Below are 24,245 nucleotides of genomic sequence, written 5' to 3' on the forward strand. Positions count from 1 at the left end.
GATTGTGTCGATTTTAGAAATTTAACTGTAGACCAATTGACGCACTTTTAAAGGTTGGAGTCCCAACTCCCGTTCGGCTTAAATTATAGTTACTGTCGTTCCACATAGAGTAACCGGCAATTTCTTCCGGATCAATTGGCAGATCGCGCAGATGATCAAACGTGAAGAAATTTTCAAGTGATATGTATACCCGAAGACTGTTCAAACTTGCTTTTTGAACAAGCTCGGCGGGAAGAGTATATCCAAATGTGATGTTTTTAATTCTCAGGTAAGCCATATTAAGCAGATACTTTGATTGAGGAACCATGTTTAGACTTGTGCTACTTCCCGCCAGGTTATATGGGCGTGGATAGAAAGCATCAGTACGGTCTTCTCTCCAGAAATCGCTGGCCATTGCTTCGGGCATTGCACCGTCAGAAGCATTAAACCCGGGAATCGCAAGGAATCCGTTACCCCAAATATCACGTTTCCCAACACCCTGGACAAATACAGAAAGATCAAAACCTTTGTAATCCGATCCGATTCTAAAACTGTATTCGTAACGTGGTGTAGTGTTGCCAATAACTTTCTGGTCACCGTGATCATCTAGTAGTCTGTTTCCATAATTGATTACTCCGTTTCCATCTAGATCTTTGAATTTTACGTCGCCGGGGCCAAACATAAAGTTGCCAGACTGAAGAAATCCTTGAGTAGCAGCTTTGGGATCTGAAAGCTGATATATTTCTTTCCCTTCTGGAGAAGTTGTTTTTACGAGTTCTCCGTTTGCATAGACAAAGTCTTCTTTTTGATACAGACGATCGGTTTCGTAGCCCCATATTTCTCCGTACGTTTTGCCAACATACCAGCTGTTGATACTCTGGGTTGAGCCATATTTGGTGATCTTGGTTTTTGCGTCGGCCAATGTGGCAACAACGTTAATTCCCAAACCATTTTTAAACCGGTGGTTGAAATCTAACTGAACTTCGAAACCGTTGGTACGCAAAGAACCAAAATTGCCTTTAGGTGCCAAAGTTCCATAAGTTGTAGGCAAGCCTTCCTGAGGTACGATCATGTTTTCGGTATCACGTTGATACCAGTCGAAAGTAAGTCCCAGTTTATTGTCAATAAAGCGGGCATCGAAACCCAGGTCGAGGGTTGTAATGTCCTGCCAGGTGATAGATGCAGCTACCGAAGCAGGGGTTCCAAACTGGTAAAGTTTTGCTCCGCCAATGATCCAGTTGTTGTACCCTCCGCTCATAGTGGGTATATACAATGAATTATCTACAGTTTGATCTCCGATTGTTCCCCACGATCCTCTCAGTTTCAAGGAGCTGAGTGCCGGTTGCAATCCCTGCATCCACTCTTCTTCGCTAATACGCCATCCTGCAGAGAATGATGGGAACCAACGCCACTGAAGATCTGAGGGAAACTTGGAAGTACCATCGTAACGAATGTTGGCTTCCAGTAGGTATTTTTCTTTTAGATTATAATTTATACGGCCAAAGAACCCAAGTTGAGATTCCCAGTATTCACCGCCGCCAGATGTTTGAGTTCCGGTTGCCAGATCAAACTGTGGGTTGTTATAGTCTATTAATTGTGTTTTCTGTGACCAGTTAGACGCGACTTCGTATCCTACCCTGTTCATACCTGCCATGAAATTGAAACTGTGAATTTCATTAAGTGTAAGTGCATAAGTGGTGTTAAGGTTAATGGTTGACCATTTTTTATTCTGAGCAATACGGTATACGTGGTCAGGATTTGAACCTACCCCGGTATAAGTCAACAAATCGAGTTGGTAGGCCCCCATGGCTCCTTCCGCGGTCGATGATACTTGTTCGCCTGCACTGTTAACATAGATTCGTTCACCGTTTTCGTTGAATTTCGGCAGCGCTGCACCCCAACTGTTACGCGCTGTATAGCGTGTTCCAGGCCTTTTATTAATGTATTCCTGGTCGGCATACGTATAATCAAAATTGATCTCCCAATCTTCAATTGGAGTGATAACGAATCCTCCATTCATACTGGTGTAATTTATTTCTTGGAAAGCAGTGTTAGCCTGAGCTGTTTCTGATGCAGGGCTTCTGATTGGATCACCGTCTTCTGTTGTTAAAGGATAAATGGGACTCCAGCGGTAAAGATATAGCCATGGGTCGGCTGTAGTTGATGAAGTTGCATAGGGATATCTTTTTTCACGCTTGGAGAAAATAGATCCGGCATGAACTCTTAGCCAGTTATTGACCTCAGTCCCCACTTTAACCGAACCGTTGTAGCGTTTAAAGTCGTCTTCTTTGGCGGTTTTCATCATTCCTGTCTGATCCAGATAACCAAAGCTGATGTTGTAATCTGTTTTTCCCGATCTGCCGTTTACTGAAAGATTATGTTGTTGGGTTGGTGTCCATTCTTTGATCATGTAATCATAAGGATCATAAGTCCGTAGCCCAAGCTTATAATTGTTGGCATCAACGTACCAGTCGCGACCGTAGACCATCGGGTCGTTGGGTTTCACAACGCCACCCCATTGTTGTTCCCACTCTACTGCTTTTTCATAGCTGTCGCGGGTAACTTTCCAGAAGGCTCCGGTGGCCGTTGCACCTACTCTTTCAGCTGCTAAAATGGAATATTCCAGAGCATCAACTCCTCCCATTTCAATTTTCTTGGAAATGTTTTGGAATGACAGGTTGGCAGAATAAGATACCTTTACGCTTTCTGTTGATGCTCCCTTCTTAGTAGTAATAAGGATTACCCCGAAAGCACCTTTGGCTCCATAAATAGAGGCAGAAGCAGCATCTTTTAAAATAGAGATTGATGCAATGTCGTCCGGATTTATCAACTGGATAGAAGGAATCTCAACGTTATCAAGTAAGATAAGCGGAGCAGTGCCACCTTCGAATGAAGCCAGCTGACCACGGATTTTCAGAATCGGATCGGATCCGATTTCTCCACTTGGAACGACAACGTTCAACCCAGGGGTTAATCCTTGCAACCCGCGGCCAACATCGGGAATAGGACGGGCTTCGAGCTCTTTAGTATCAACCGAAGCGACGGCTCCCGTTAGATTGGTTTTTTTTTGGGTTCCATATCCCACCACCACAACTTCGTTTAACTCGGCCGATGTTGATTCGAGTACAATGTTGTATGTAGAAGAACTGCCAACTACAATCTCTTGCGATTCCATCCCAATGAAACTGACTTGTAGTGTAGCGTTTGTTTTAACCGTGATACTGAATTTACCATCAATGTCAGTAATGGTGCCATTCGTAGTACCTTTTTCGACTACTGATACACCAGGCAGTGGTTCATTTGTCGACTTTTCCCGTATAATCCCGGAAATCAGACGTTCCTGCGCAAAAACCAGGTTTAAGCATATAGACAGGAAAAAAATTAATAATAAGCCTTTTTTCATGATAGATAAGGTTTAGAAAATTAATTTAATTAAACGTTAGTATTCATAATTTGTAGTTCTCGAGATGCAAGGCAAAACGTGCGTTATTTATTTAGAGAACGAAATTTTACTTGCACCATCTATTTTCTAATACATCTTATATTAGTGTAGTATCAGTTACTTCCTCATTTCATCATAGAATGTTTGCAGAACCTGGGATCTAACATTCAGTTTGCCAAGCATATTTGTTTCACGCGTTGGATAGACACGGTTACTCAGAAAGATGTAAATGAGGTTGTAAGTGGGGTCGGCCCATACAAATGTTCCGGTAAAACCGGAATGCCCGAAACTATCGGGGCTCGCTCCCGGGCAAGGATAGCTTTGCTCGGGTGTTACTTCTTTATTGTTTAACAATGGTTTGTCGAAACCGAGTCCGCGCCGGTTGTTATTTTCTGGAAACTGAACACGGGTAAATTCTTCCATGGTTTTTCTGCTCAGGTACTGATTTCCTCCGTATGTTCCCATTTGCAGGTACATTTCCATCAGCTTGGCAAGGTCGTTGGCATTGGCAAAAAGGCCCGCATTGCCTGAGAAGCCACCAAAAACAGCAGCTGCCTCGTCGTGCACGGTTCCCTGAATTTGCCGCTTCCGGTAGTGGACGTCGTATTCCGTTGGCACAATCCGGTCAAGCGGAAATTTATCGAGCGGATTGTAGGTAATGTTGTATGCTCCCAGCGAGTGGTAGAAATTATTGTCCAGAAATTCAGCATAGGTCTGACCGGACAGATTTTCGGTAATCTGCGGAATGATCAGAAATGAAAGGCCACTGTAAACATATTTTCCCGGAGGATTTAGTTTCGATTTGCGGATATCTTTGTAGATCCTTTTTTTGAATTTATTTTTCAGGAACAGGCCAGGCGCAACTTCCAACTGATAATCGTTGGTTTCCTGGACAGAATACCAGCGGTCTTCCAGTTTGTTGTCTTTTACTGTTTCTGTCCAATAGTTTAGGTAGGGGATTAGCCCGGCCTGGTGAGCAAGAATCTCGCGCCAGCCTAAATCTTCTTTGTCCGAAGAATGAAACAGGCTCTTTTTCCAGTCGGGCCAGTCATGCGAGAATTTATTGTCGAGATTGATTTTTCCTTCATCAGTTAATTTAAGAACAGCTGCAAGTGCACCTGAAATTTTGGTCACTGAAGCCAGGTCGTACAAATCGTCTTCCGAAACCGGAGTACGCTGATGGTAGGTGTGAAAACCATAAGTTTTGCGAAAGATGATTTTTCCGTCTTTGGCTGCGAGGACACTACATCCGGGAGTGGCTTTTTTCTGAATCGCTTCTGAAACAATTGAGTCGATCCGGTGGTTAAGACGCTGGCCATTCATCCCCACTTCTTCCGGGATGGTGTATTTCAATCGCACAGCATTTTCAATGTTTATTCCGTCGCCAATTTTGTAATAGTTACCCAGGCTCACGGGCAGTTTTCCCGATGCGCCAATTCCGCCGAAAATCAGCTGGGCTGCCAGTTCCTGAACCAGCGAATCGTTTTGGTAAGCCATTATCAGTCCGGCAGGCGGAGTAAAGTTTTTGACCTCGGCCAAAGCATACGGACTGGAGAAAAACACGGCAATTGATTTTTTCTCATTAGCCAGGTAATTCAGCAAATTCTCCGTTTCGTGGGTCAAACCATACGATCTCTGTGGCCTGACTTTTTGCATATTGCCTACCTGCATCGAGTGTCTTCTTTTGCTTTCATACAAATGAAGACCCGTAACGACCAGGTTGTAATCTTTCAGCTTTGTTTTGACTTCTTCCAGTTCGGCGGCAGTAAATTGCTCCGGAAGAAAGAAGTTATCTGTTTTCGTGTATTTTGAAAGGATGTTCTGGAAAGGAGTTGGCGAGGTTCTGCCCACTGACAGGCAGGCTACTTTTAGAGTATCAAGTCCCTGAACCGGAATCAACTGGTTTTGGTTTTCGAGCAGGGTCAACGAAGCCTCGATCATTTTCCGTTTTACCAGTTCAGCCTGCGGATTGTTTAGGTCCTGCATCAGGTTAAAGGATGAAACACGGGAGAGTTTGTTTAACCCAGCCCAATATTTAGCTGCCAAAACTCTTCGGCATTTAAGATCAATCTCCTCCTGCGAAAGTAGTCCGTTTTCAACCGCATTTTTTATCCCGGCAATTGTTTGCTCCACATCTTTCGGAAATTCAATCACATCGTTGCCTGCTTTTAGTGCAAGTGCTTCAATTTCGCCTGGCTCGCCATACGTGCTGGCACCTGCCATATTCATTGCATCGGTAATTATCAGGCCGTTGAAGTTCCATTTGTCGCGCAGTATTCCGTTAATTATTTTAGGTGAAAGACTGGACGGAATACCTTCCTGCTCGTCTAATTGCGGAACATTCAGGTGGGCACTCATTACTCCGGCAATACCTTGCTCAACCAGCTTTTTGAACGGATACAATTCTACAGAATCGAGTCGTTCGGTTGAATAGGGAACAACCGGTAGGGTAAAATGCGAGTCGGATTGTGTATCTCCGTGACCGGGAAAATGTTTGGCCACCGCAATAATGTTGTTTTCCTGTAAACCCTGCATGTAAGCCAGCCCGCAAGCAGCTACCTGCGCGGGAGATTCACCAAACGAACGCATCCCGATGATCGGGTTCTGAGGTTCGGTGTTGATGTCAACCACCGGCCCCAGGTTGACGTGAACCCCCAGGCGTTTCATTTGCCGGGCCATTTCACGGGTTGTTTCTTTTATTAGTTCCGGGCTGTAAGACGCGCCCATCATCATATTGTAAGGAAAGGGAATAACGCCGGGCATGCGCATACCCACTCCCCATTCAGCATCCATGGCAACAAACAGAGGTGTTTGTGCCGAAGCCTGGTAAACATTGGTTAATTCAACCTGTTCTTCCGGGTCGCCGGTGAAAAAGATCACACCCCCAAGGTTGTATTTTTTTATAAGTTCAGTTACTTTCAGCTGAGCAGCAATGTCGTTGTTAGCAGCAGTGTTTACCCATACCAGTTGGGCAATGCGCTGGTCCGGTGTAAGCGATTGAAATACTGAGTCTACCCACGGGTTTTCCAATAACTCATCCATTCTGAACTGGGCAAAGGTTTTTCCCCATGCCGCTGTAAAAATGAGGAGTAGTAGAATCGCTTTTTTTATCCTGTTTGTCATTACAATAATCAGTTAAACGAGATGAAAATGAGTTAATTCAGTATTATACTTTTATAAATATTTTTTTGCGGTACAATACCCAGCCAATCAGCCAGAAAAAGCACACATGTGTCAGTGCAAAAAGCAATGAGCCGTTTAAGGGACCGGCCAGAGGTTCAAAAATATGGTGGTACAGCCAGCTGTATCCATTGGTCATTTTTCCTTCGCCGTTATCAAAACGGATGATGCGCGACAGAGTGATGGCCCACAAACCCGAAAGAGCAAAAATGAAGAGCGGGTTCATTCCGAACACAACGAAGACCGACGTCCATTTTTTGTATGATTTAATATCGATTACCCAGATTAGAACCGCCAATACAACCGCTGCCCATCCCGCGGAATAGAGTACATAGGAACTGGTCCAAAGCGGTTTGTTGATAGGGAAAACCAGCCCCCAGATTAACCCGGCCGCAATACCGGCCACACCTCCAAGCAGGAGTCGCTGCGGAATCTTTTGTTTATCGGTTTCCCTGATAAGTGCACCGGCCATATAGCCCAGCAATGCGGTAACAATAGCCGGCAGGGTACTTAGTAAACCTTCGGGATCGAACGGAATTCCAAAGCCCCGGTATAAATGATTTTCACCCAGGATCATGCGGTCGAAAGCAAGCGTTGCGTTGCCCTTTAAGCTGTAAGGATCGTCGGAGCCAAAATAAAACAAGATGCCCCAATACAATAATAACAGTGCTGCCGATATGTAGGGGAGCCATGTTCTCTTTGCCGATAATACAATTAATGAAGCGATACCGTAAACAATGGCTATTCGCTGAAGAACACCCATTATTCGTAAGCGCGAGAAATCTTTGTCCCACTGGGGAAACGAATTCAGAAAAAGCCCAATGGCAAAAATCAAAAGTGTTCGTTTGCCCAACCGGATGAATGAATCATGATTCAATGCATTCCCGTATTTTGAAAATGAGAAAAACATGGAAACGCCTACTACAAAAAGGAAAAACGGAAAAACCAGATCAGTTGGGGTACACCCGTGCCATTCTGAATGTCGCATTGGTGCATAAATATAGGACCAGCTCCCGGGATTATTAACTGCAATCATGGCCACAATGGTCAGGCCGCGCAGTACATCAAGAGCCAGATAACGTTTTGCTGTTTTCATCCACTTGTTACTTTGTTCCGGTTAAACAAATAATAACCGTCTGGTTAGATTTCAGTTAAAAAGTACATTTTCAAATATATATTTTTTTTGTAAGATGTATGACATGTTCTATGTATAATATTTCTTCTTAATGTATTTTTCATATTGATATGTAGTTATTCGTATTTGTGTCGTTTTGTTTTGTTATTAGTTTATTGTATGTGTAAAAAGTTTGATGTTGGTCTGATTTGTATCTTTTGTGATTTGTGTTATTGAAAAAGGGATTATTAAAAACATATGTTGTACAAAATAAAATGTAAGATGTATTACAAATTCTGCAAATCTTTGTCTTGAATCACAACTTAAAAACTATCTATGGAACAATATATCGGAATCATGTCAGGAACAAGTATGGATGGTATTGATACAGTTCTGGTTGGCTTTGAAGACAATAAAATACTGCGTGTTCAGATGCATTCGCAGTCTTTTCCGGAAAAGCTTAAATCCGTATTGACTGAATTAATTAATAGTTATCGATCTGAAATATATGTGCTTGGTGAAGTTGATCATCAACTGGCTTTGTGTTATGCGGATGCGGTGAAACAGCTGTTGCAAAAATCGAGTACTGATTCAAGTGATGTTGTGGCCATTGGTTGCCACGGACAAACGGTGTTTCATTCTCCGGCTACCCAATTTCCTTTTACTATGCAGTTGGGAGATGGAAATGTAATTGCTGCCCAAACCGGAATTCGTACGGTTGTTGATTTTCGTCGGATGGATATGGCTTTTGGCGGACAAGGAGCTCCGTTAGTGCCGGCTTTTCATCAGGCTTTTCTATATAGCAAGCGCGAGAAGCGGGTGGTTCTGAACCTGGGCGGCATCGCCAATATTACGGTTCTTGCTGATAACGATGACTCGGTTCTTGGCTTTGATACCGGGCCGGCCAATTGTTTGATGGATGCCTGGATACTGCATTGTCTGGACCGCAAGTTTGACAAAGATGGTGAATGGGCCGCAAGTGGGAAAGTGATTCCGAAGCTACTGAGCGAAATGCTGGCTGACGACTATTTTAAACAACCGGCACCGAAAAGCACGGGACGTGAATTGTTTAATCTGGATTGGCTGAACAAACACCTTCAAGGAATTTCTGAATACAGGAAGGAAGATGTGCAGGCTACCTTGCTGGAATTAACTGCGGCTAGTGTGGCTCAGTCTGTGGAGAAATATGCGCCGGAAACTGATGCTATGTATGTTTGCGGGGGGGGGGCTTTCAATAAAATTCTGATGAAGCGGCTTGCCTTTCATTTACCCGGTGCCCGCGTTGCCAACACCGAGGAGCTTGGGATTCACCCGCAACAAATGGAAGCTGTAGCATTTGCGTGGCTCGCCATGCGACGGATTAAAGACGAACCCGGCAACCTGCCTTCGGTTACCGGTGCACATAAAAAAGTATTGTTGGGAACGATTTACGACCCGAAGACTTTTTAGCGGGACTCTTGTTTGTTGTGCGACAGGAGAAGCAGACCTGTAAACATAATTAGTCCGTTCAGAAGCAAAAGCTCAAATCCAAATTTGTAGCCCCCGAACCAGGCTTCTGAATTGGCATTAACGATGTAGGTTAAAACCGGCGACAGTAAACCCACCAGCGGAACGAAGCGGTCTTTCACCATTCGTTTGGTTAGAATCCCGAAAGCAAACAGCCCGAGCAAGGGGCCGTAAGTGTAGCCTGCCACCCTGAATACGGCGGAAACAACGCTTTCATTATTGATAATTCGGAAAATCACAATTACTAAAAACATCAGCAGCGAAAAACCAACGTGTACCAATATCCGGGTTCTCTTACTTTTAGGCGCTGCCGGATCCAGGTTCAGAAAATCAATGCAAAAGGATGTTGTTAAGGCTGTCAGGGCCGAATCGGCACTGGAGTAAGCTGCGGATAAAATTCCGAGCAGGAATAGTGCCCCTGCAAGAGGCCCAAAATATTTGATGGCCAGTAACGGGAAAAGGTCGTCGGTTCGCGATGGCAGATCAATCCCTTTTTGAGCTGCATAATAATACAACATCACTCCCAGCGACAGGAAGAAAATATTGGCAATAATAAAGGCAAAGCTGAACCAGAAAATATTTTTTTGTGCGTCTTTTCTTGTTTTACAGGTCAGGTTTTTTTGCATCATGTTCTGGTCCAGTCCGTTCATGGTCAGAACAATTCCAACACCCGCCATAAATTGTTTGAAAAAGTTGGTTTTCGATTTCCAGTCCCAGTCAAAAATCCGGCTAAACGGATGGTGATCAACTACTGTCACCATGTCGCCAAAGCTTAAATCGAGCTGGCTCAGGATCACCCAAATGGTAATTCCCACGGCACCCAAAATAAAAAACGTTTGCAGCGAATCGGTCCAAACCACGGTTTTAATTCCTGCGCGGTAGGTGTAGATCCAGATGAGGAAAAGAGTGATCAAAACGGTTAGCCAGAACGGGATTCCAAAGTCGTTGAAAAAAGCGATCTGAAGTACACCTGCTGCCAGGTATAGTCTGAAAGAAGCCCCGATGGTTTGCGAAACAAGAAAAAAGAAAGCTCCTGTTTTGTACGAACGAAGCCCAAAGCGCTGATCGAGATAGGTGTAAATGGAAACCAGGTTTAGCCGGTAGTAAAGCGGAATAAGCACCAGTGCAATTACCCAGTATCCGATAAAGTTTCCGAGCAGAAATTGAAGGTAGGTCCATGCCGAGTTGCCAACTTCGCCGGGCACCGAAATAAAAGTTACCCCGGAGATGGTGGACCCGATCATCCCAAAAGCAACCAGGTACCAGGGAGAACGGCGATTTCCGGTGAAAAAAGTTTCGCTGTCGGCATTGCGCGAGGTAAACCATGACACGCCCATCAATACCGCAAAAAACATGAGAATAATAATAGCAATCAGCAGTGTACTCATTTTAAATCAGTTTTCAGAAGTGTTCGTAAAGATGCAAAACTTAAAGTAGTAATTTATTGATAAGTAACATCCATGTCCCAACTCCATTGGTCAAAATATAAGTTTCCTTTTTTCCACTCTACTTCTCCGCGCTGGAAATCGTAAGGTTCGCTGCGCGGATGCTTTTTCTCAGGATATAGTTTCTGCGCGTAATCGTCGTTTACAATCAGGCGGTATGTATCTATTCCCTGGAAATAAAAATTGCGTAGTTGTTTGTTGCTTGTGGGTTGTAGTTTGAACGACTGGTCGAGGGGAACCCAGCCAATTCCTTCGTAATAAACTTCACACCAGTCGTGTAAATTCTCAAATCCCGGGTGAAGCATAAAACCGCTTTGCCATTTTACAGGAATTCCCTGCGAACGGGCCAAAGTCATAAAAAGGAGTGTTTGCATGCCGCAGTCACCGTGGTGGTTGGCTAGCACGTATTGCGGAATGTTGGGAATAGTTCCGTATTCCAATGCACTGGCCCACGGGATTGAATCGCTGATCCAGGTATAAATTGCTTCCACCTTTTTCAACGGATTGTTTTCATTGCCAACGATTTGTTGGGCAAGCTCCACCATTTCGGAAGAGAAAACAATATGCGGAGGTCGCTCAATGGTGTTATTGCGATAGATGTCACTGGTCGTATCGTATGCCTGAATATTTTCAGGTTTCAGGTTAAAGTACTGAGGTTTTGTTCGTACCGAGAATTTTACTGAAAATAGGGTGGCTTCGTCTTTCACTGCTTTTTTCTCCATGTAAAAAGTACGCTGCAAACATTCATTCGGAGCAATTGTATAATCTCCGGGTTCAGCCTCCAGTACCTGAAAATCACTTTGTCGCGGATTACCTTCGCGCGGAGCGGGCAGCCAGCAACGAATCGTTTCTCCGGCAGGCACCGCGTTGGGTTTTACCGTCAGCGTGTAAGCAAAAGTAACTTGTTGGGAGGGGGCAGCGTTGGGATTTTCGGCACAAGCTTCCAGTACCTGTTGAGTATGTGCGAGGCGGAGCTCTGTCAGTGAGTTAGGTTCTATGTTTTGTTCCGGAACGGGTCTGTTTTTGTTCTGGGTGAAATCAATCAGACGGCGCAAATTCGGGACTGAGTTTTTAAAATAACGCTTTTCTCCGTCTATGTATCGCATCTCCAGTTTGCCGGATGTTTCCCAGTTTGCCTTGTCTGCATCGCTGGCTGAAGGGAAAGTATTTTTCAATTGCTCCTGTATTTCAGGCTCAGTGCGAGAAAAATCAACCCGAATGGCATGGATTAGCTGCTCCACAGAGTCCAGTTCAAAAGTACTCCATTGTGTTGTTCCCGATTTTTTGAGTGAATCAATGGTGTGCTGGAGCCTTGTAAATTCTCCCTTGTCCAGGTATTGTGCAAACGTTTTGTTGGCATCCCTGGTAGAACAAGAGAAGGTAATCACAGCCAATGCCGCGGTTAAAAGAAAGCTTAGTTTATGCCGTTTGATTAATCTGTATGACATGTTACAAATATATAAATTCGAAATATTTTCAAAACAAAAAATGAAAATAATGATGAAAAAAATTTCCTTCGTTTATTTTCATCTCAACAAATAAGTCCATTGGCTCTATAATAGCAATGATTTAAGAATTAGTTACAATCGTTTGAGTTGATAGTTTTTGCTTTCCAGAAAGTCGATCAGTTCTTCCAGCCGGTTGTAGAGCTTGTCCGTACGTTTTTCGCTTGTTCCGAGGTGAATCAAAATCATGCTGCCTTTAAGCATCCCCGGTTGATTCTTTTCCTTCTCTTTCAGATCGTTCAAAATCCAGTCTGATGATCTGTAATTTTTCATATCCGGAGTGGTGTAATCGGCGTTGGTTCTGATGCCGGGCGTAAAATTCACCAAGTTTAGCCCCAGTTGACTGGTCCAGTCGGTAATGCTTTGGTTGTACCATTCAAACGGCGGCAAAAAGTAGGAGGCAGAAGAAATGGCTATGCCTGCTTCTTCCATTTTGCGATAGTTGGCGGTTAAATCCGATTCAAACTCATCGCGGCTAAGCAGCAGCGAATCACGTTGGTTCCAGTCGGCGTACAATAAATGCTTGTCGGAATGTGCACCCAGGTAATGCCCATCCCGAATTAACTGACTGATCAGATTTTTGTTGGAAGGATTGTCGTAAAAACTTCCTGTAAAGAAGAAGGATGCTTTTAAATTGCGTTGTTTTAAGGTGTTGGCAATTGTCTCACCACCATCGTTAAAATCGTGAGCGGAGAATATCAGGTAAACATTGGCCTGGGTAGTGTCCATTCGTATGATGGTACCTTCCTTGTCTTTTACACAGTTCGTTAAGTCTGTTTCTTTTTGCCCTTCTGCTTCGAGCGAAGAAAGTACAAAACTCAGGCTGGCTGTACCATCCATGGTTGGCTCGTTGGATGAGTAGTCGCCAATATCGTCGTGGTAAACGGCTTTGCCGTTCTGGTAATTGGCGTACACATCTTCTTGGGTCAGCTGTATCCCTCTCAGACTTTCGTAGATGTAGCTGTAAACGGGACCATCCACCAGGCCTCCGGTGGTGGTTTGGTTCATTAAAACCGTAATGGACGAGTGGGGGTGTTGCGGGTTGTCGCCGCCCTCGGGTAAGCCGCAGATCATGCTGGTTCCCCACGGGTTACATCCGAAAAGCCAGTCGATAAGTGCGGCTTCCATCTTTTCGTACGATCTGTCGCCCGTCAACTCGCGGTAGAGCCTTGCCTGCGTAGCGGCTGCCACAACAAAATTATTGGAGCACCAAACAAAGGGAACCCCAATCCGGAAAGGATCGTCCCCTGCATGTCTTTTTATATCATCCAGTCCTTGTTTCATCAGTGTCTGGTATTTTTTTGCAATTGCGGGGTCGGTGGATTGTGCCTGCAGGAAGTGTCCCAGGTTCACAAAAGGGTAGTATTGATAATGCCTGGCGCGGTGCAGTTCCATCCATGGTGTTACAGGTTCAAGTTCGCCCCAGTAGTTGGCTTGCTGGCTGTATGTTTTATCGCCCGATGCATGGTAAAGCGAGGCTGCCGCCAGTTCCATGTCGTCGATGTAGTTGCCTTCTTCGTAAAAATAGGGAGATACAACACAGGCGGTTTGGCACACTCCCGGATCCGATATAGCGAATTCCCAGGCGTCGCCTGCTTTGGTATTTAGTTGGGCTGCAAATGCCGCATCAATCGGTGTGAAAAGTTTTGCACCCAAGGCAAATGCCGATGTGTATTTGGCAGCGGTGGAAGCAACGCCCGTACTTCGGTTTTTGTGCTTTCCCAGCCCCTGGGGTTTTCCGGTAACAAAGTAAACTGGTCGGGCATTTCCAAGCCCGTACGAAACCGTGTCCTCGGTTGGGAGTCGGTATCCACGGTGGTCGCGGTCGTCGGCAATTTGGTTGTACATTTCGTTTTTGGCCGGATTCATTTTTAGTAACCACTCCAGCCCCCAGCGTGCTTCATCCAAAATGTCAGGTATCCCGTTTTTTCCGGGTAAGCCGTTTGCGTCGTAGGCATCGCCAAACACGCCCGGATTCTGTTGATAGGCAAACAGCATCTGATAGGTGGCATTGGCCGATGTTGTTACATACTGAAGGTAGTCAGAAGCGTCGTGCCAGCCTCCTGTGACATTTATTTTCTCGCCGGTTCGGGTAGGATGATCCACAATAATGCCGTCGTGCACATGGCAGGAATCCTCCAAAAAAGGATTGAAGCCACAGCGCTGCTGGCGCATGTAATTTAATATGTAATCAGCGGTTCCCTTGTATACATCTCCGGCAATTCTAAACGACGGAGATTGGGTGGAAGCTGCCACAATGTAATAGCCACCTTCTTTTTTCAACTCCGAAAAATCAAATTGATAAGCCGATTGCTTTCCCCATATTTCGGCGTTGGCTGCTTGAGCTTTTGTTTCCAATACCTTTTTATTCGACAATGTATTGTAGACACTGAATGTTTCAATGTGTATTTTTTCATCGCTCAAAAAAACGGCTGTTTTGGCTGCATTGGGCAAGTAGCCCAGTTGGTTAATACGAATTGTGTTTTCGGCAAAACTAACGTGGACACAAAAAAGCAGTAACAGAATAGTGGAAAGAATCGTAGGCTTTTGCATATTGGATAGTATTGGATTTAATTTCTCAAAATTAACTTTTAGAAAAGAGAAAAACAATATTTGTAATACATGTTACATCTTATCTGATGAAAATATTATATTTGTGGTATGACAATTCTAATTGCAGATAGCGGATCAACCAAAACAGACTGGTTATACACTGATGTTGAGGGTAATTCCCAGGTTATTCAAACCAAAGGGATAAACCCTTTCTTCAGATCAAGCGACGATATTTATCAGGAGCTCAAAAGTGAGTTGTTCCCGAAAGTGCCGGAAGTTGATGAGGTTTTCTTCTATGGTGCAGGAATTATCAATGCGGAGCGTGGCAATGTGGTCAAAGAGGCATTAAGCCCGTTGTATCCTGTAGCAAAAATAGAAGCAAACAGTGATGTGTTGGCTGCAGCAAGGGCCTTGTTTAAACATTCAACCGGAATTGCCTGTATATTGGGGACCGGCTCAAATGCCTGTTTGTACAATGGTGAAACAGTGGAATTTGGTATTCCTCCGCTTGGTTTTATTTTGGGAGACGAGTGCAGTGGCGCTGTTTTGGGACGAAAGCTGCTGGGGGACTATTTTAAAAATGTCATGCCGGAAGAACTGAGAAAACGTTTTGCTGAAAAATACAATGTAACTCAAGCAGGCGTGTTGGAAAGGGTTTACAGAACGGAACGCCCCAATAAATACCTGGCTGGATTTGCCCCGTTTTTATCCGAAAATATTTCTGAAATGTATTGCGAAACACTGGTGCGAAAAAGCATCGGCGAGTTTCTGGAGCGAAATGTATTACAGATTCCGGAAGCAAAAAATTACCGTTTAGGCTTTTCAGGGTCCATTGCCTGGAATTTTAAACCGATCATTGAGAAAGTGGCGGCCGAATATGGTTTTGCGGCTCCTTTCATCATTCAAAAACCGATTGAACATTTAAATGATTACCATACTAACTCCAAAAAATAATTTAACAGATATGACCAATCAAAGCATAACCGAGTCGGAATCGTTGTACAAAGATCTGGATCAGATGTCAGTCCGACAGCTTTTGGAAGGCATTCATGAAGAAGACAAAAAGGTGTTGCCGGCCGTTTACCAAACCATTCCGCAAATTGAAGAGCTGGTTTCGAAAACGGTTGAACGGATTAAAAAAGGTGGTAGGCTTTTCTATGTGGGAGCCGGTACCAGCGGTCGTTTGGGCATCCTGGATGCTTCTGAAATTCCGCCGACTTATGGCGTTGGTTACGATGTAGTGATTGGTTTGATAGCCGGTGGCGATCAGGCTATCCGGAAAGCGGTTGAAGCCGCCGAAGACAATATGGATTTGGGGTGGCAGGAACTGCAGGCTTTTAACATTAACGAACATGATACGGTGGTCGGAATTGCGGCCTCGGGAAGAACTCCCTATGTGATTGGTGCGGTTAGCACGGCCAGGGCACATGGCATTTTAACGGGCTGTATTACCAATAATCCGAATAGTGAACTGGCCCGGAATGTTGATATTCCCATCGAGGCAATTGTTGGCCCTGAGTTTGTTTCGGGTAGTACCCGGATGAAATCAGGAACTTCGCAAAAGCTGATTCTGAACATGATAACCACAACGCTCATGATTAAACTGGGCCGGGTAAAAGGCAACCGGATGGTAAACATGCAGCTTACCAATCAAAAACTGGTGCAGCGCGGTACCCGCATGATTATGGAGGAGTTGGGTTTCGACGAAGAAAAATCAAGACGTCTTTTATTGGTTCACGGATCGGTGAATGCAGTTCTGGAGAATTACAAAAACAAGTAATTGTCAGGCATTCGAATTTTTAAGAAATTTGTTGTAAACCTGCATATTGCGTCCGATGTGTGCCTGCATTTTTTCATAGGCACGATCGGCGTCTTTTTCGCGAATCGCATTCACAATTTCTTTGTGGTAGCCCAAGGTAATTTCCTTTTCACCTTCAACGTTGGCATAAATATAATTACGCATCCGGGGTAAAAGGTTGTGAACGGGTTCCATGGTTACAATCACAAACGGATTCCCGGTGGCACGTGCCACTGTTAAATGGAATTTGTTGTCGAGATCTGATTCCAACTGGGTATTGTCAGGATCGCACGCCGCAAATTCTGTCAGATTGGTTGTCAGGTTTTTCAGGTCGTCATCGGTACGGTTTACCGCGGCCATTCTGGCAATTTCGGGTTCAAAAGCCAACCTCAACTCAATGATCTGGGTGAGCAGATCCATGTCAAACTTCAGGTCATAATACAAGTTCAATGAGTCGATCGCATCTTTCATGTTGATTTTCTTCACGATCATCCCGCTTCCTTTACGGATCTCGATTAACCCGCGGGCGCTCAGGCGGCGAAGTGCTTCGCGTAAAGCTGTACGGCTTACTGCAAACATTTCGCAAAGTTCACGTTCTGAAGGCAATTTTGAGCCAACAGGCAATTTCTTTTCCCGGATGGCACGCTCAATGTTTCGCTCAATTTTTTGACTAAGCGTTTGGGTGGTGCCAATCTTTTGAAAAATATTATTCATTTCTGCCATATGCGCTATCTGTAGAATGTGCCAAGTTAAGCTTATTTTTCCTTTTCGCGTTCGCGATTTTGAATTTTCTCGGTTTTGTATCACTGGACTTTTAAATTAGAAAGCGTGTTATCCTTATTGTATCCTTTTGAACGGGAAAATCTCATACATGTGAATACTTGTTTTCTAATGTTGAGAATATTTGGAGTAATGCGCAGAGTATTTGTCAGCTAAGACCTAAGTGCCTGTCTTAATTGTAATAATGGCAGGGCTGTTTAATTGTCATTCTTTTATTTTTATATTTGAGGCACATTTTTCATTGACAGGAATTGGGGGATTACAGTAACGATTTTTTATTATACGAATTAAAAAGTGGTCAGGAGAGGGCTTTCGACTACATTTTCAGAAAGTACTACAAGGGACTTTGTGCGCAGGCAATATCTTACATTAATGATATGGATGCTGCCCAAAACCAAGTGCAGGAGTGTTTTATCAAGTTTTGGGAAAAACGTTCGGAATTGAATGAAATACAGAACTTGGCAGGGTATCTTTCATTTATGGTACGAAATCAGTGTATCGATTACCTGCGCAAGGAAAAAGTGATCGCTAAAGCTCATGACTCGGAGCTGGACAAGCCTGTTTCTGAGAATTCAACCGAAAACGAATTATTGGTACATGAGTTTGAAGAGAAATTAGTAGTTGCTCTGTCTAATTTACCCGAACGTTGTCGGATGGCTTTTGAATACAGCCGGTTTGAAAACAACACTTATCCTGAAATTGCAAAAAAAATGAATATTTCGGTCAAAGCAGTGGAGGCCTTGGTAGGCAGAGCGCTAAAATCGCTGCGAACGGAACTGAAAGATTACCTCCCATTATTGTTTTTATTCTTCCGAATTATGTAACAGTTCGATCCTTGCTCCCGGGTTTGGGCTTTTATTTCTTAATAATTAAGCTAGTCGGACGCAAAACACTTTTGGCTGTCAGAAGAGTGGATAAGTCTTTCATCTTTAGCATTTTTTGAAAATTGAAATTTCTGGTTGATCATCAGCATATCAGAAAAATATATCCTAAGGCCGTTTCACTTATTAATTATTTTCAAATCTAATGTAGGGTATTCGTTATCGGGCTTCGTCATACTTCATATGAAATCATATTGTTGAATCATTTTATTTTATGTTAAACTAAATGTAAATAACTTATGGAGAGACGAAGAACTAGAGAAAGTAAGTTCCGGATTGTTTCAATGATGGACTTTTCAAGGATCTCATTTTTATTGATTGCTACAGCAATGATCCTTTTCACAAGTAGTTGCGATGATGAGGAGTCTGGCAGCCTTCCGGCAACTACAACTATTGAAGTGACGGATATAACCGATGTGGATGCGGTTGTGAGCGGAGTTGTAACTTCCAATGGCGGTTCAAAAATGTTGGCAATTGGTGTTTGCTGGACTACCGAAGATACCGAACCTACTGTTGATGACAACTATGAACCAGTTGGTGAGTACACAACAGAGGGCATTCTGCAGGATGACTGGAATTATTCGATTACCCTTGGTGGGCTAACTGCAAAAACCGATTACAAAGTAAGATCGTATGCTGCTAACGAAGCCGGTCTTTCGTATGGCGAAACCATTGCCTTTACCACAAAAGCAGGCAAAACTTTCCATACTCTCACTCCTGATATGATTGATACATATACACAGGAGATTTGGGAAGGACCAAAGGAAAGCCTGGTTGATGGTGACCTTTCTACATTCTGGCACTCAGCCTGGTCGAATGATGAGGGAGCAGAAGTGATGCCATTGCCACACCACGTGCAGATAACTTTCAGCGAGGCCAAATACATTGGAGGATTCAACTTCTGGACCCGGTCGGTTTCGGCAAGAGGAATTGACCCTGCTCAGTTTGATGTACAAATCAGCTCTGATGGAGTTGAGTATACAACGGTATGGACTTCAACCCGTTTTGACGCGAAAGTTCGTCCTGATGCAAATCAGCTTAAGCTCGATAAAAATTATTCTTCAAAATACTTTAGAATCCGAATATTGGATACCCGTACAACCGGGCAAATGTTCACTACGATGAGTGAATTACAAGTATTTGAGGATGGTTTACTACCGTATTAAGAGGGGAGCTCAATTAGTGGCAACGAGTTTTTAAGTTCATGTATCTAAAAGACTAAATATAAAAAATATGAAGTATATACAGCAAATAAGGCTTTTCCAGGGGATCAGTCAATATAATATCCTAAGCACGCTAAAGCATAGCATGGGCGCATTGGGCCTGTTGATGTTTGTTATGCTGTTTTCTTTTAATGCAAATGCACAGTCGCTTGACGTGAGCGGTACTGTTGTTGATGATAATACGCAGGAACCTCTACCCGGCGTAACAATCGTGGTTAAAGGAACCACTACCGGAACTACCTCCGATATTGATGGAAATTTTGCCATTACAGTGAATAGTGCCGACGCTACCCTGATATTTTCATTCATCGGTTACGAAACCCAGGAAATTGCGGTTCAGGGCCAGACAACACTTGCCATCCGTTTGAAAAGTGAAACAAGGGATATTGACGAGGTGATGGTAATTGCATATGGAACAACTAAAAAGTCGAATCTTACAGGATCGGCTGTGGCCTTGGATAATGAAGAGCTGAAGGATGTATTTACATCGAGTGTTTCTTCGATGCTGCAAGGCAAGGTCGCAGGTGTTTATACGGCAACAGCCAGTGGTCGTCCGGGCGATAAAACAACGATAACCATTCGTGGAAAAGGCTCTTTGTCGGGCGAAACATCACCTTTGTGGGTAGTTGATGGTATTATTTATGGAAACAGCGATCCCGGACTGAGTCCTGCAGATGTGGAAAGCATTACTGTTTTAAAAGATGCTTCCGCAACGTCTTTATACGGGTCGTTGGCGGCAAATGGAGTAATTTTAGTACAAACACAACGTGCTGGAAAGGGTATCTCCAAAATCAACGTAAATGCTACGCGTGGGTTTACCACATTTAACACCGGGAACTTTTCTGTTATGAATTCGCAGGAACTGTACGATTATCAGAAAATCTGGAATACAAAAATTACCGAAGACGTTTTGAATACTGATACTGACTGGATGGAAATTGGAACCCAAACAGGTGTGGCGCAGGAATATAATGTGAATTACAAAGGCGGAAACGATAAAATATCAGCTTACCTGTCAGGAACTTATTACGATGAAACAGGTGCACTGAAAGGTTACGAATACGAACGTTATTCAGGACTTGCAAATATTGACATAAAAGCCACCGAAAAGCTGACACTTAAAGCCAATCTTTCAGGCGACTATCGCCAGACACATGATCAGCAGCATTCTACCTACGCCATATTTACCTACATGCCGTGGGACGACCCTTATTTTCCAGATGGTTCGGTGCTTGACCCCAGAACTTTAGCCGGGGAGCAATACTTGCTTGATAACAACAAAGTTTGGTACGGAAGGGACAATAGCAACTACTTATACGATTTACAGTACAACTACGGTACATCGCGTGGTAACAATTTCAGGATAAATGTTGGTGCCGATTATCAGATTAACGACTGGCTTACTTTTTCGTCGATGAACAACATTGCTCTTGGGTATAGTCAGCAGGAATATTACACCGATCAACGTTCAATAAGCGGTTTGTCCGATAAAGGTAATCTGTATGAATATTATGGATTTAGCCAGACACGTTTTACCAACCAAATGCTTAGGTTTAAAAAAGAAATCGACCAACATGCTGTAAATGCATTTGTGGCCTGGGAATACACCGATTATCACACTGATAATGCTGATGCTGAAGGCAAAGGAGTTGCGGCTGGATTGACGGTTCTTAATGCAACTGCCGAAGCAGTTTCAGTAGGAGGCTATAAAGGAGAAAGTGCGAAGCAAAGTTACCTGGTTAACTTGCAGTATGCTTACGATAATAAATATCTGGCCACGGCATCTTTCAACCGTCAGGGATCAAGTAGCTTTGGTCCTAACAACCAGTATGGTAATTTCTGGTCGGCAAGTTTGGGTTGGAATGCCTACAACGAACAGTTTCTAAAAAATGTAAAATGGCTAAATGTGTTAAAGCTCTCGGCCAGTATGGGACAGGTTGGGAATGCTCCAGGTGGTTTTCAGTATTTAGGCTACTATGCTTTTGTTGACCAATACAACGGAAACAGTGCTGCAACGCCTTATCAAAAAGGTAATCCCGATATCAGCTGGGAAAAAGTTACCAGTTACAATACTGCCATTACTGCGAGGGTTTTCAACAGAGTGGGAATAAATCTTGATCTGTATTATAAAAACAGCGACGGCTTGTTAACTTATGTGCGGCTTCCGGCAATAACTGGTTACAACGGTGTTTGGATGAATGTTGGGCGTGTAACCAACCGAGGGTATGAACTTTCGCTGACCCCTGAAATTATTAAAACACCGCGGTTTAACTGGGATATGACTATTAACCTTGCTTACAACAAAAACAGGGTAGAAGAATTGTACGAAGACAAAGCTTACACCAGTGGAAATAAAAGGATTGAAGTGGGCCATGATATGGATGCATTCTATCAACGCGTATGGTACGGTGTAAATCCAAACAATGGAGACCCGCTTTGGGAAAAAGTGATTGTTAACGAAGATGGAACGGAGACAATAGGCATTACCTCTGATTATTCAGAAGCCACGCTGCAATTTACCGGAAGCAAAGGAACACCGACTTATTCGGGAGGTATATTAAATACCCTTAGTTTTGATAATTTTACTTTATCGGCAAATATTTCTTTTGTTGATGACATTTACAAATACAACAGCGATCGTGAGTTGTTTGACAGCGATGGTTCGTATATCGCATTTAACAACATGAATCTGGTTAACGGATGGAGCCGTTGGGAAAAACCAGGCGACGTTGCCACTCATCCAAGACCTCACAATGGAGGGAATAAAAACGCCAATAAAGTGTCATCACGTTACCTCGAAGATGCCAGTTACATTCGTTTGCGAAATGTTAGTCTGTCGTACTTGCTACCCAAACATTTTGCGGGTAAGCTTAAAATGAGCAATGCTTCAGTATATGTAAGTGCAGACAACCTGCTTACAATCAGCGACTGGTCGGGTATGGATCCGGAAAGCGGGGCTCTTTATCCACTGTCGAAAAAAATATTGTTTGGAGTTAAAGTAGATTTTTAACCGTGTATTCATTATTAAATTAAGAGTATGACAACTAAAAGAATATATTCAATTATTGCAGTGTTGCTGGTACTTTCAATTACTGCCTGTGATATTACCCGAGATCCTTTTCAAGATCTCGAGGATGAAAAGGTATTTGGAGATGAATTAGGTATCGAAGCTGCTGCCTTGGGTACATACGCTCTCTTAAAGAAGAATCAGTTTATGCGCCCTTACCACTTCCATGGCGAATTTGGGGGGGATAATATTGCGTTAAGTGGTTCTACCACCGACAACCTCTTTTACATGTATAATTACCAACACATACCTAATAACGGTCACTTAAACGACTTATGGGAAACTTGTTATAAGGGTATTGTTAATGCCAATAAGGTTATCGACAAAGCACAAAAAGGTACCGACCGCATGAACCATGTAATTGGTGAAATGTATTACCTGCGTGCCTTTTTCTACTTCAATCTTGTTTCTGTTTGGGGAAGACCTTATAACCAGGAGCCGGAAACAAACCTGGGAGTGCCAATTATTTTGGATCCAGAACCTAATGTTGACAGCCTTCCGTTGAGGAACACAGTTAAAGAAGTTTACGATCAGATTATTACGGATTTAACAACTGCTGCCGATTTAATGAGCAACTTTAAACGACTTCCGGAAGAATACAATATTTATGCTAACGAGCAGGCTGCCAATGCCTTGCTTTCCCGCATATATCTTTACATGGAAGATAATACCAAAGCAGCAGCATTTGCTACAAAAGTTATTGAATCTGGTAACTTCGAATTGCTTAATGGTTCTGAATATGAAACATATCCGACTATGGTGCCTGAAAATAACGCAGAGGTTATTTTTGCATGCCGGGCTTTAAAAGATGAAGATGACTACGACTGGTATGCTTTCGGCGGTATGTATTGCACCATCGACGGTGTTGGCTGGGGCGAAATGTATGCTTCGGAACCTTACCGCGATTTGCTTGATCAAAATCCGGCTGACAGAAGACATAAGTTTATTGTTCCTCAATATGTTGCCGGAAATAGCTATGAAATTACTTATTCTTACGACAAGTCATCACCTTCGGGTTCACGAATGTTCCAAATGTATGCTGTTACTCAAAACGGCAACAATTGGGAGTATGAATATAATGGCAGTACGCACACTGTTTTAACCGAAGATGTGGATGGAACTACCCGTTATTATATTACTGACGGTGCCAACATTTCTGGAAAAACCTATGTGCGTTTAGACAAGAAAATGGAAGTTCGTAACGGTTATCCGAAGTACTTTGTGATAAAATGTTCGAACCAGGAAGGACAGCCGCAACTGTTCTCTCCAATTATTTCTCGTCTGGCTGAAATGTACCTCAACAGGGCCGAAGCACTTGCTAAAACAGGTGATGTTGACGGAGCACTTGCCGATGTTAACCTGATCAGGGAAAGGGCGAATATCCCGACCTATTCTGAGGTACCAGATGACAAAACCATTCTGCAGATTGTTTTGGAAGAACGTCGCCTGGAACTGGCTTTCGAGGCACACCGTCGTTACGACATCTTCAGAAATGGCCTGACACTGGACCGCAGATACCCTGGAACACACGACAAGGGTAGCAATCCGTTAATGACTGTTCCGGCAAATCATCCGCGTGTGGTGGATTATATTCCGGAAGATCAAATACTCGCTCAACCTAATTTGGTGCAAAACCCATAGTTTAGTTTGACATTTAAACATAGGGGCTTTGCCCGGGAAATAACCCGGGTGGAGTCTCTTTTTAATAATCGTAAATCCTTGAAAAAGATGAAGGTGCTTGGTTTTAGCTTAGCCTTTGCATCGTTTTTCGT

The 24,245-nt window shown here is 43.5% G+C and carries 14 protein-coding genes; 7 read left to right on the top strand and 7 right to left on the bottom strand.

Features of this window, described 5'->3' with window-relative positions; all coding sequences use genetic code 11:
- Positions 1-13: 13 nt before the first annotated feature.
- The 3 genes from INQ51_RS16090 to INQ51_RS16100 form a co-directional block, all read right to left on the bottom strand.
- Positions 14-3,382, bottom strand: a complete 3,369-nt coding sequence (locus tag INQ51_RS16090) for a SusC/RagA family TonB-linked outer membrane protein (protein WP_233378975.1) — start codon at positions 3,380-3,382, stop codon at positions 14-16.
- 156 nt (positions 3,383-3,538) lie between these two features.
- A complete protein-coding gene (locus INQ51_RS16095; protein WP_233378976.1) occupies positions 3,539-6,544 on the bottom strand; it encodes a glycoside hydrolase family 3 N-terminal domain-containing protein in 3,006 nt (1,001 codons plus the stop codon).
- 43 nt (positions 6,545-6,587) lie between these two features.
- On the bottom strand, positions 6,588-7,697 hold the full coding sequence (locus INQ51_RS16100; protein WP_233378977.1) for an acyltransferase family protein: 1,110 nt from the start codon (positions 7,695-7,697) through the stop codon (positions 6,588-6,590).
- Between the two features lie 354 nt (positions 7,698-8,051).
- Between INQ51_RS16100 and INQ51_RS16105 the strand changes: the two genes are divergently transcribed.
- Complete coding sequence (locus tag INQ51_RS16105) at positions 8,052-9,164, top strand: anhydro-N-acetylmuramic acid kinase (RefSeq protein WP_233378978.1); 1,113 nt, start codon at positions 8,052-8,054, stop codon at positions 9,162-9,164.
- Here the strand turns inward: INQ51_RS16105 and INQ51_RS16110 are convergent.
- From INQ51_RS16110 to INQ51_RS16120, 3 genes are all read right to left on the bottom strand, one after another.
- Positions 9,161-10,609, bottom strand: coding sequence for a sodium:solute symporter (locus INQ51_RS16110; protein ID WP_119439621.1), 1,449 nt, complete (start codon positions 10,607-10,609; stop codon positions 9,161-9,163). The genes INQ51_RS16105 and INQ51_RS16110 overlap by 4 nt on opposite strands.
- A gap of 53 nt (positions 10,610-10,662) precedes the next feature.
- A complete protein-coding gene (locus tag INQ51_RS16115) occupies positions 10,663-12,114 on the bottom strand; it encodes a transglutaminase-like domain-containing protein (RefSeq protein WP_233378979.1) in 1,452 nt (483 codons plus the stop codon).
- Positions 12,115-12,246: 132 nt separating this feature from the next.
- On the bottom strand, positions 12,247-14,724 hold the full coding sequence (locus tag INQ51_RS16120; protein WP_233378980.1) for a glycoside hydrolase family 9 protein: 2,478 nt from the start codon (positions 14,722-14,724) through the stop codon (positions 12,247-12,249).
- A gap of 108 nt (positions 14,725-14,832) precedes the next feature.
- Between INQ51_RS16120 and INQ51_RS16125 the strand changes: the two genes are divergently transcribed.
- Positions 14,833-15,678, top strand: coding sequence for an ATPase (locus INQ51_RS16125; RefSeq protein WP_233378981.1), 846 nt, complete (start codon positions 14,833-14,835; stop codon positions 15,676-15,678).
- Positions 15,679-15,688: 10 nt separating this feature from the next.
- Complete coding sequence (locus INQ51_RS16130; protein WP_233378982.1) at positions 15,689-16,504, top strand: N-acetylmuramic acid 6-phosphate etherase; 816 nt, start codon at positions 15,689-15,691, stop codon at positions 16,502-16,504.
- A 3-nt stretch (positions 16,505-16,507) separates the two neighbouring features.
- On the opposite strand, the gene INQ51_RS16135 is transcribed toward INQ51_RS16130, so the two are convergent.
- Entirely contained in the window at positions 16,508-17,236 is a 729-nt protein-coding gene (locus tag INQ51_RS16135) for a FadR/GntR family transcriptional regulator (protein WP_119439655.1), read from the bottom strand.
- A gap of 317 nt (positions 17,237-17,553) precedes the next feature.
- Here INQ51_RS16135 and INQ51_RS16140 point away from each other — a divergent pair, with 317 nt between their 5' ends.
- The 4 genes from INQ51_RS16140 to INQ51_RS16155 all read left to right on the top strand — a co-directional run bounded on the left by INQ51_RS16140 (position 17,554) and on the right by INQ51_RS16155 (position 24,114).
- Entirely contained in the window at positions 17,554-18,126 is a 573-nt protein-coding gene (locus INQ51_RS16140; RefSeq protein WP_233378983.1) for an RNA polymerase sigma-70 factor, read from the top strand.
- A gap of 296 nt (positions 18,127-18,422) precedes the next feature.
- Positions 18,423-19,349: a discoidin domain-containing protein gene (locus INQ51_RS16145; RefSeq protein ID WP_233378984.1), complete on the top strand. Its 927-nt coding sequence runs from the start codon at positions 18,423-18,425 to the stop codon at positions 19,347-19,349.
- A 67-nt stretch (positions 19,350-19,416) separates the two neighbouring features.
- On the top strand, positions 19,417-22,416 hold the full coding sequence (locus INQ51_RS16150) for a SusC/RagA family TonB-linked outer membrane protein (protein WP_233378985.1): 3,000 nt from the start codon (positions 19,417-19,419) through the stop codon (positions 22,414-22,416).
- A 27-nt stretch (positions 22,417-22,443) separates the two neighbouring features.
- On the top strand, positions 22,444-24,114 hold the full coding sequence (locus INQ51_RS16155) for a RagB/SusD family nutrient uptake outer membrane protein (protein WP_233378986.1): 1,671 nt from the start codon (positions 22,444-22,446) through the stop codon (positions 24,112-24,114).
- Positions 24,115-24,245: the final 131 nt, after the last annotated feature.

This window comes from Maribellus sp. CM-23 (genome assembly GCF_021354595.1).
Classification (GTDB): Bacteria; Bacteroidota; Bacteroidia; order Bacteroidales; family Prolixibacteraceae; genus Draconibacterium.

Excerpts from the sequence above, each read along its gene's own strand:
- INQ51_RS16105 (WP_233378978.1), top strand. The coding sequence starts at position 8,052 with ATGGAACAATATATCGGAATCATGTCAGGAACAAGTATGGATGGTATT.
- INQ51_RS16155 (WP_233378986.1), top strand. The coding sequence starts at position 22,444 with ATGACAACTAAAAGAATATATTCAATTATTGCAGTGTTGCTGGTACTT.
- INQ51_RS16125 (WP_233378981.1), top strand. The coding sequence starts at position 14,833 with ATGACAATTCTAATTGCAGATAGCGGATCAACCAAAACAGACTGGTTA.
- INQ51_RS16095 (WP_233378976.1), bottom strand. The coding sequence starts at position 6,544 with ATGACAAACAGGATAAAAAAAGCGATTCTACTACTCCTCATTTTTACA.
- INQ51_RS16110 (WP_119439621.1), bottom strand. The coding sequence starts at position 10,609 with ATGAGTACACTGCTGATTGCTATTATTATTCTCATGTTTTTTGCGGTA.
- INQ51_RS16115 (WP_233378979.1), bottom strand. The coding sequence starts at position 12,114 with ATGTCATACAGATTAATCAAACGGCATAAACTAAGCTTTCTTTTAACC.
- INQ51_RS16090 (WP_233378975.1), bottom strand. The coding sequence starts at position 3,382 with ATGAAAAAAGGCTTATTATTAATTTTTTTCCTGTCTATATGCTTAAAC.
- INQ51_RS16150 (WP_233378985.1), top strand. The coding sequence starts at position 19,417 with ATGAAGTATATACAGCAAATAAGGCTTTTCCAGGGGATCAGTCAATAT.
- INQ51_RS16120 (WP_233378980.1), bottom strand. The coding sequence starts at position 14,724 with ATGCAAAAGCCTACGATTCTTTCCACTATTCTGTTACTGCTTTTTTGT.
- INQ51_RS16135 (WP_119439655.1), bottom strand. The coding sequence starts at position 17,236 with ATGAATAATATTTTTCAAAAGATTGGCACCACCCAAACGCTTAGTCAA.
- INQ51_RS16100 (WP_233378977.1), bottom strand. The coding sequence starts at position 7,697 with ATGAAAACAGCAAAACGTTATCTGGCTCTTGATGTACTGCGCGGCCTG.
- INQ51_RS16145 (WP_233378984.1), top strand. The coding sequence starts at position 18,423 with ATGGAGAGACGAAGAACTAGAGAAAGTAAGTTCCGGATTGTTTCAATG.
- INQ51_RS16130 (WP_233378982.1), top strand. The coding sequence starts at position 15,689 with ATGACCAATCAAAGCATAACCGAGTCGGAATCGTTGTACAAAGATCTG.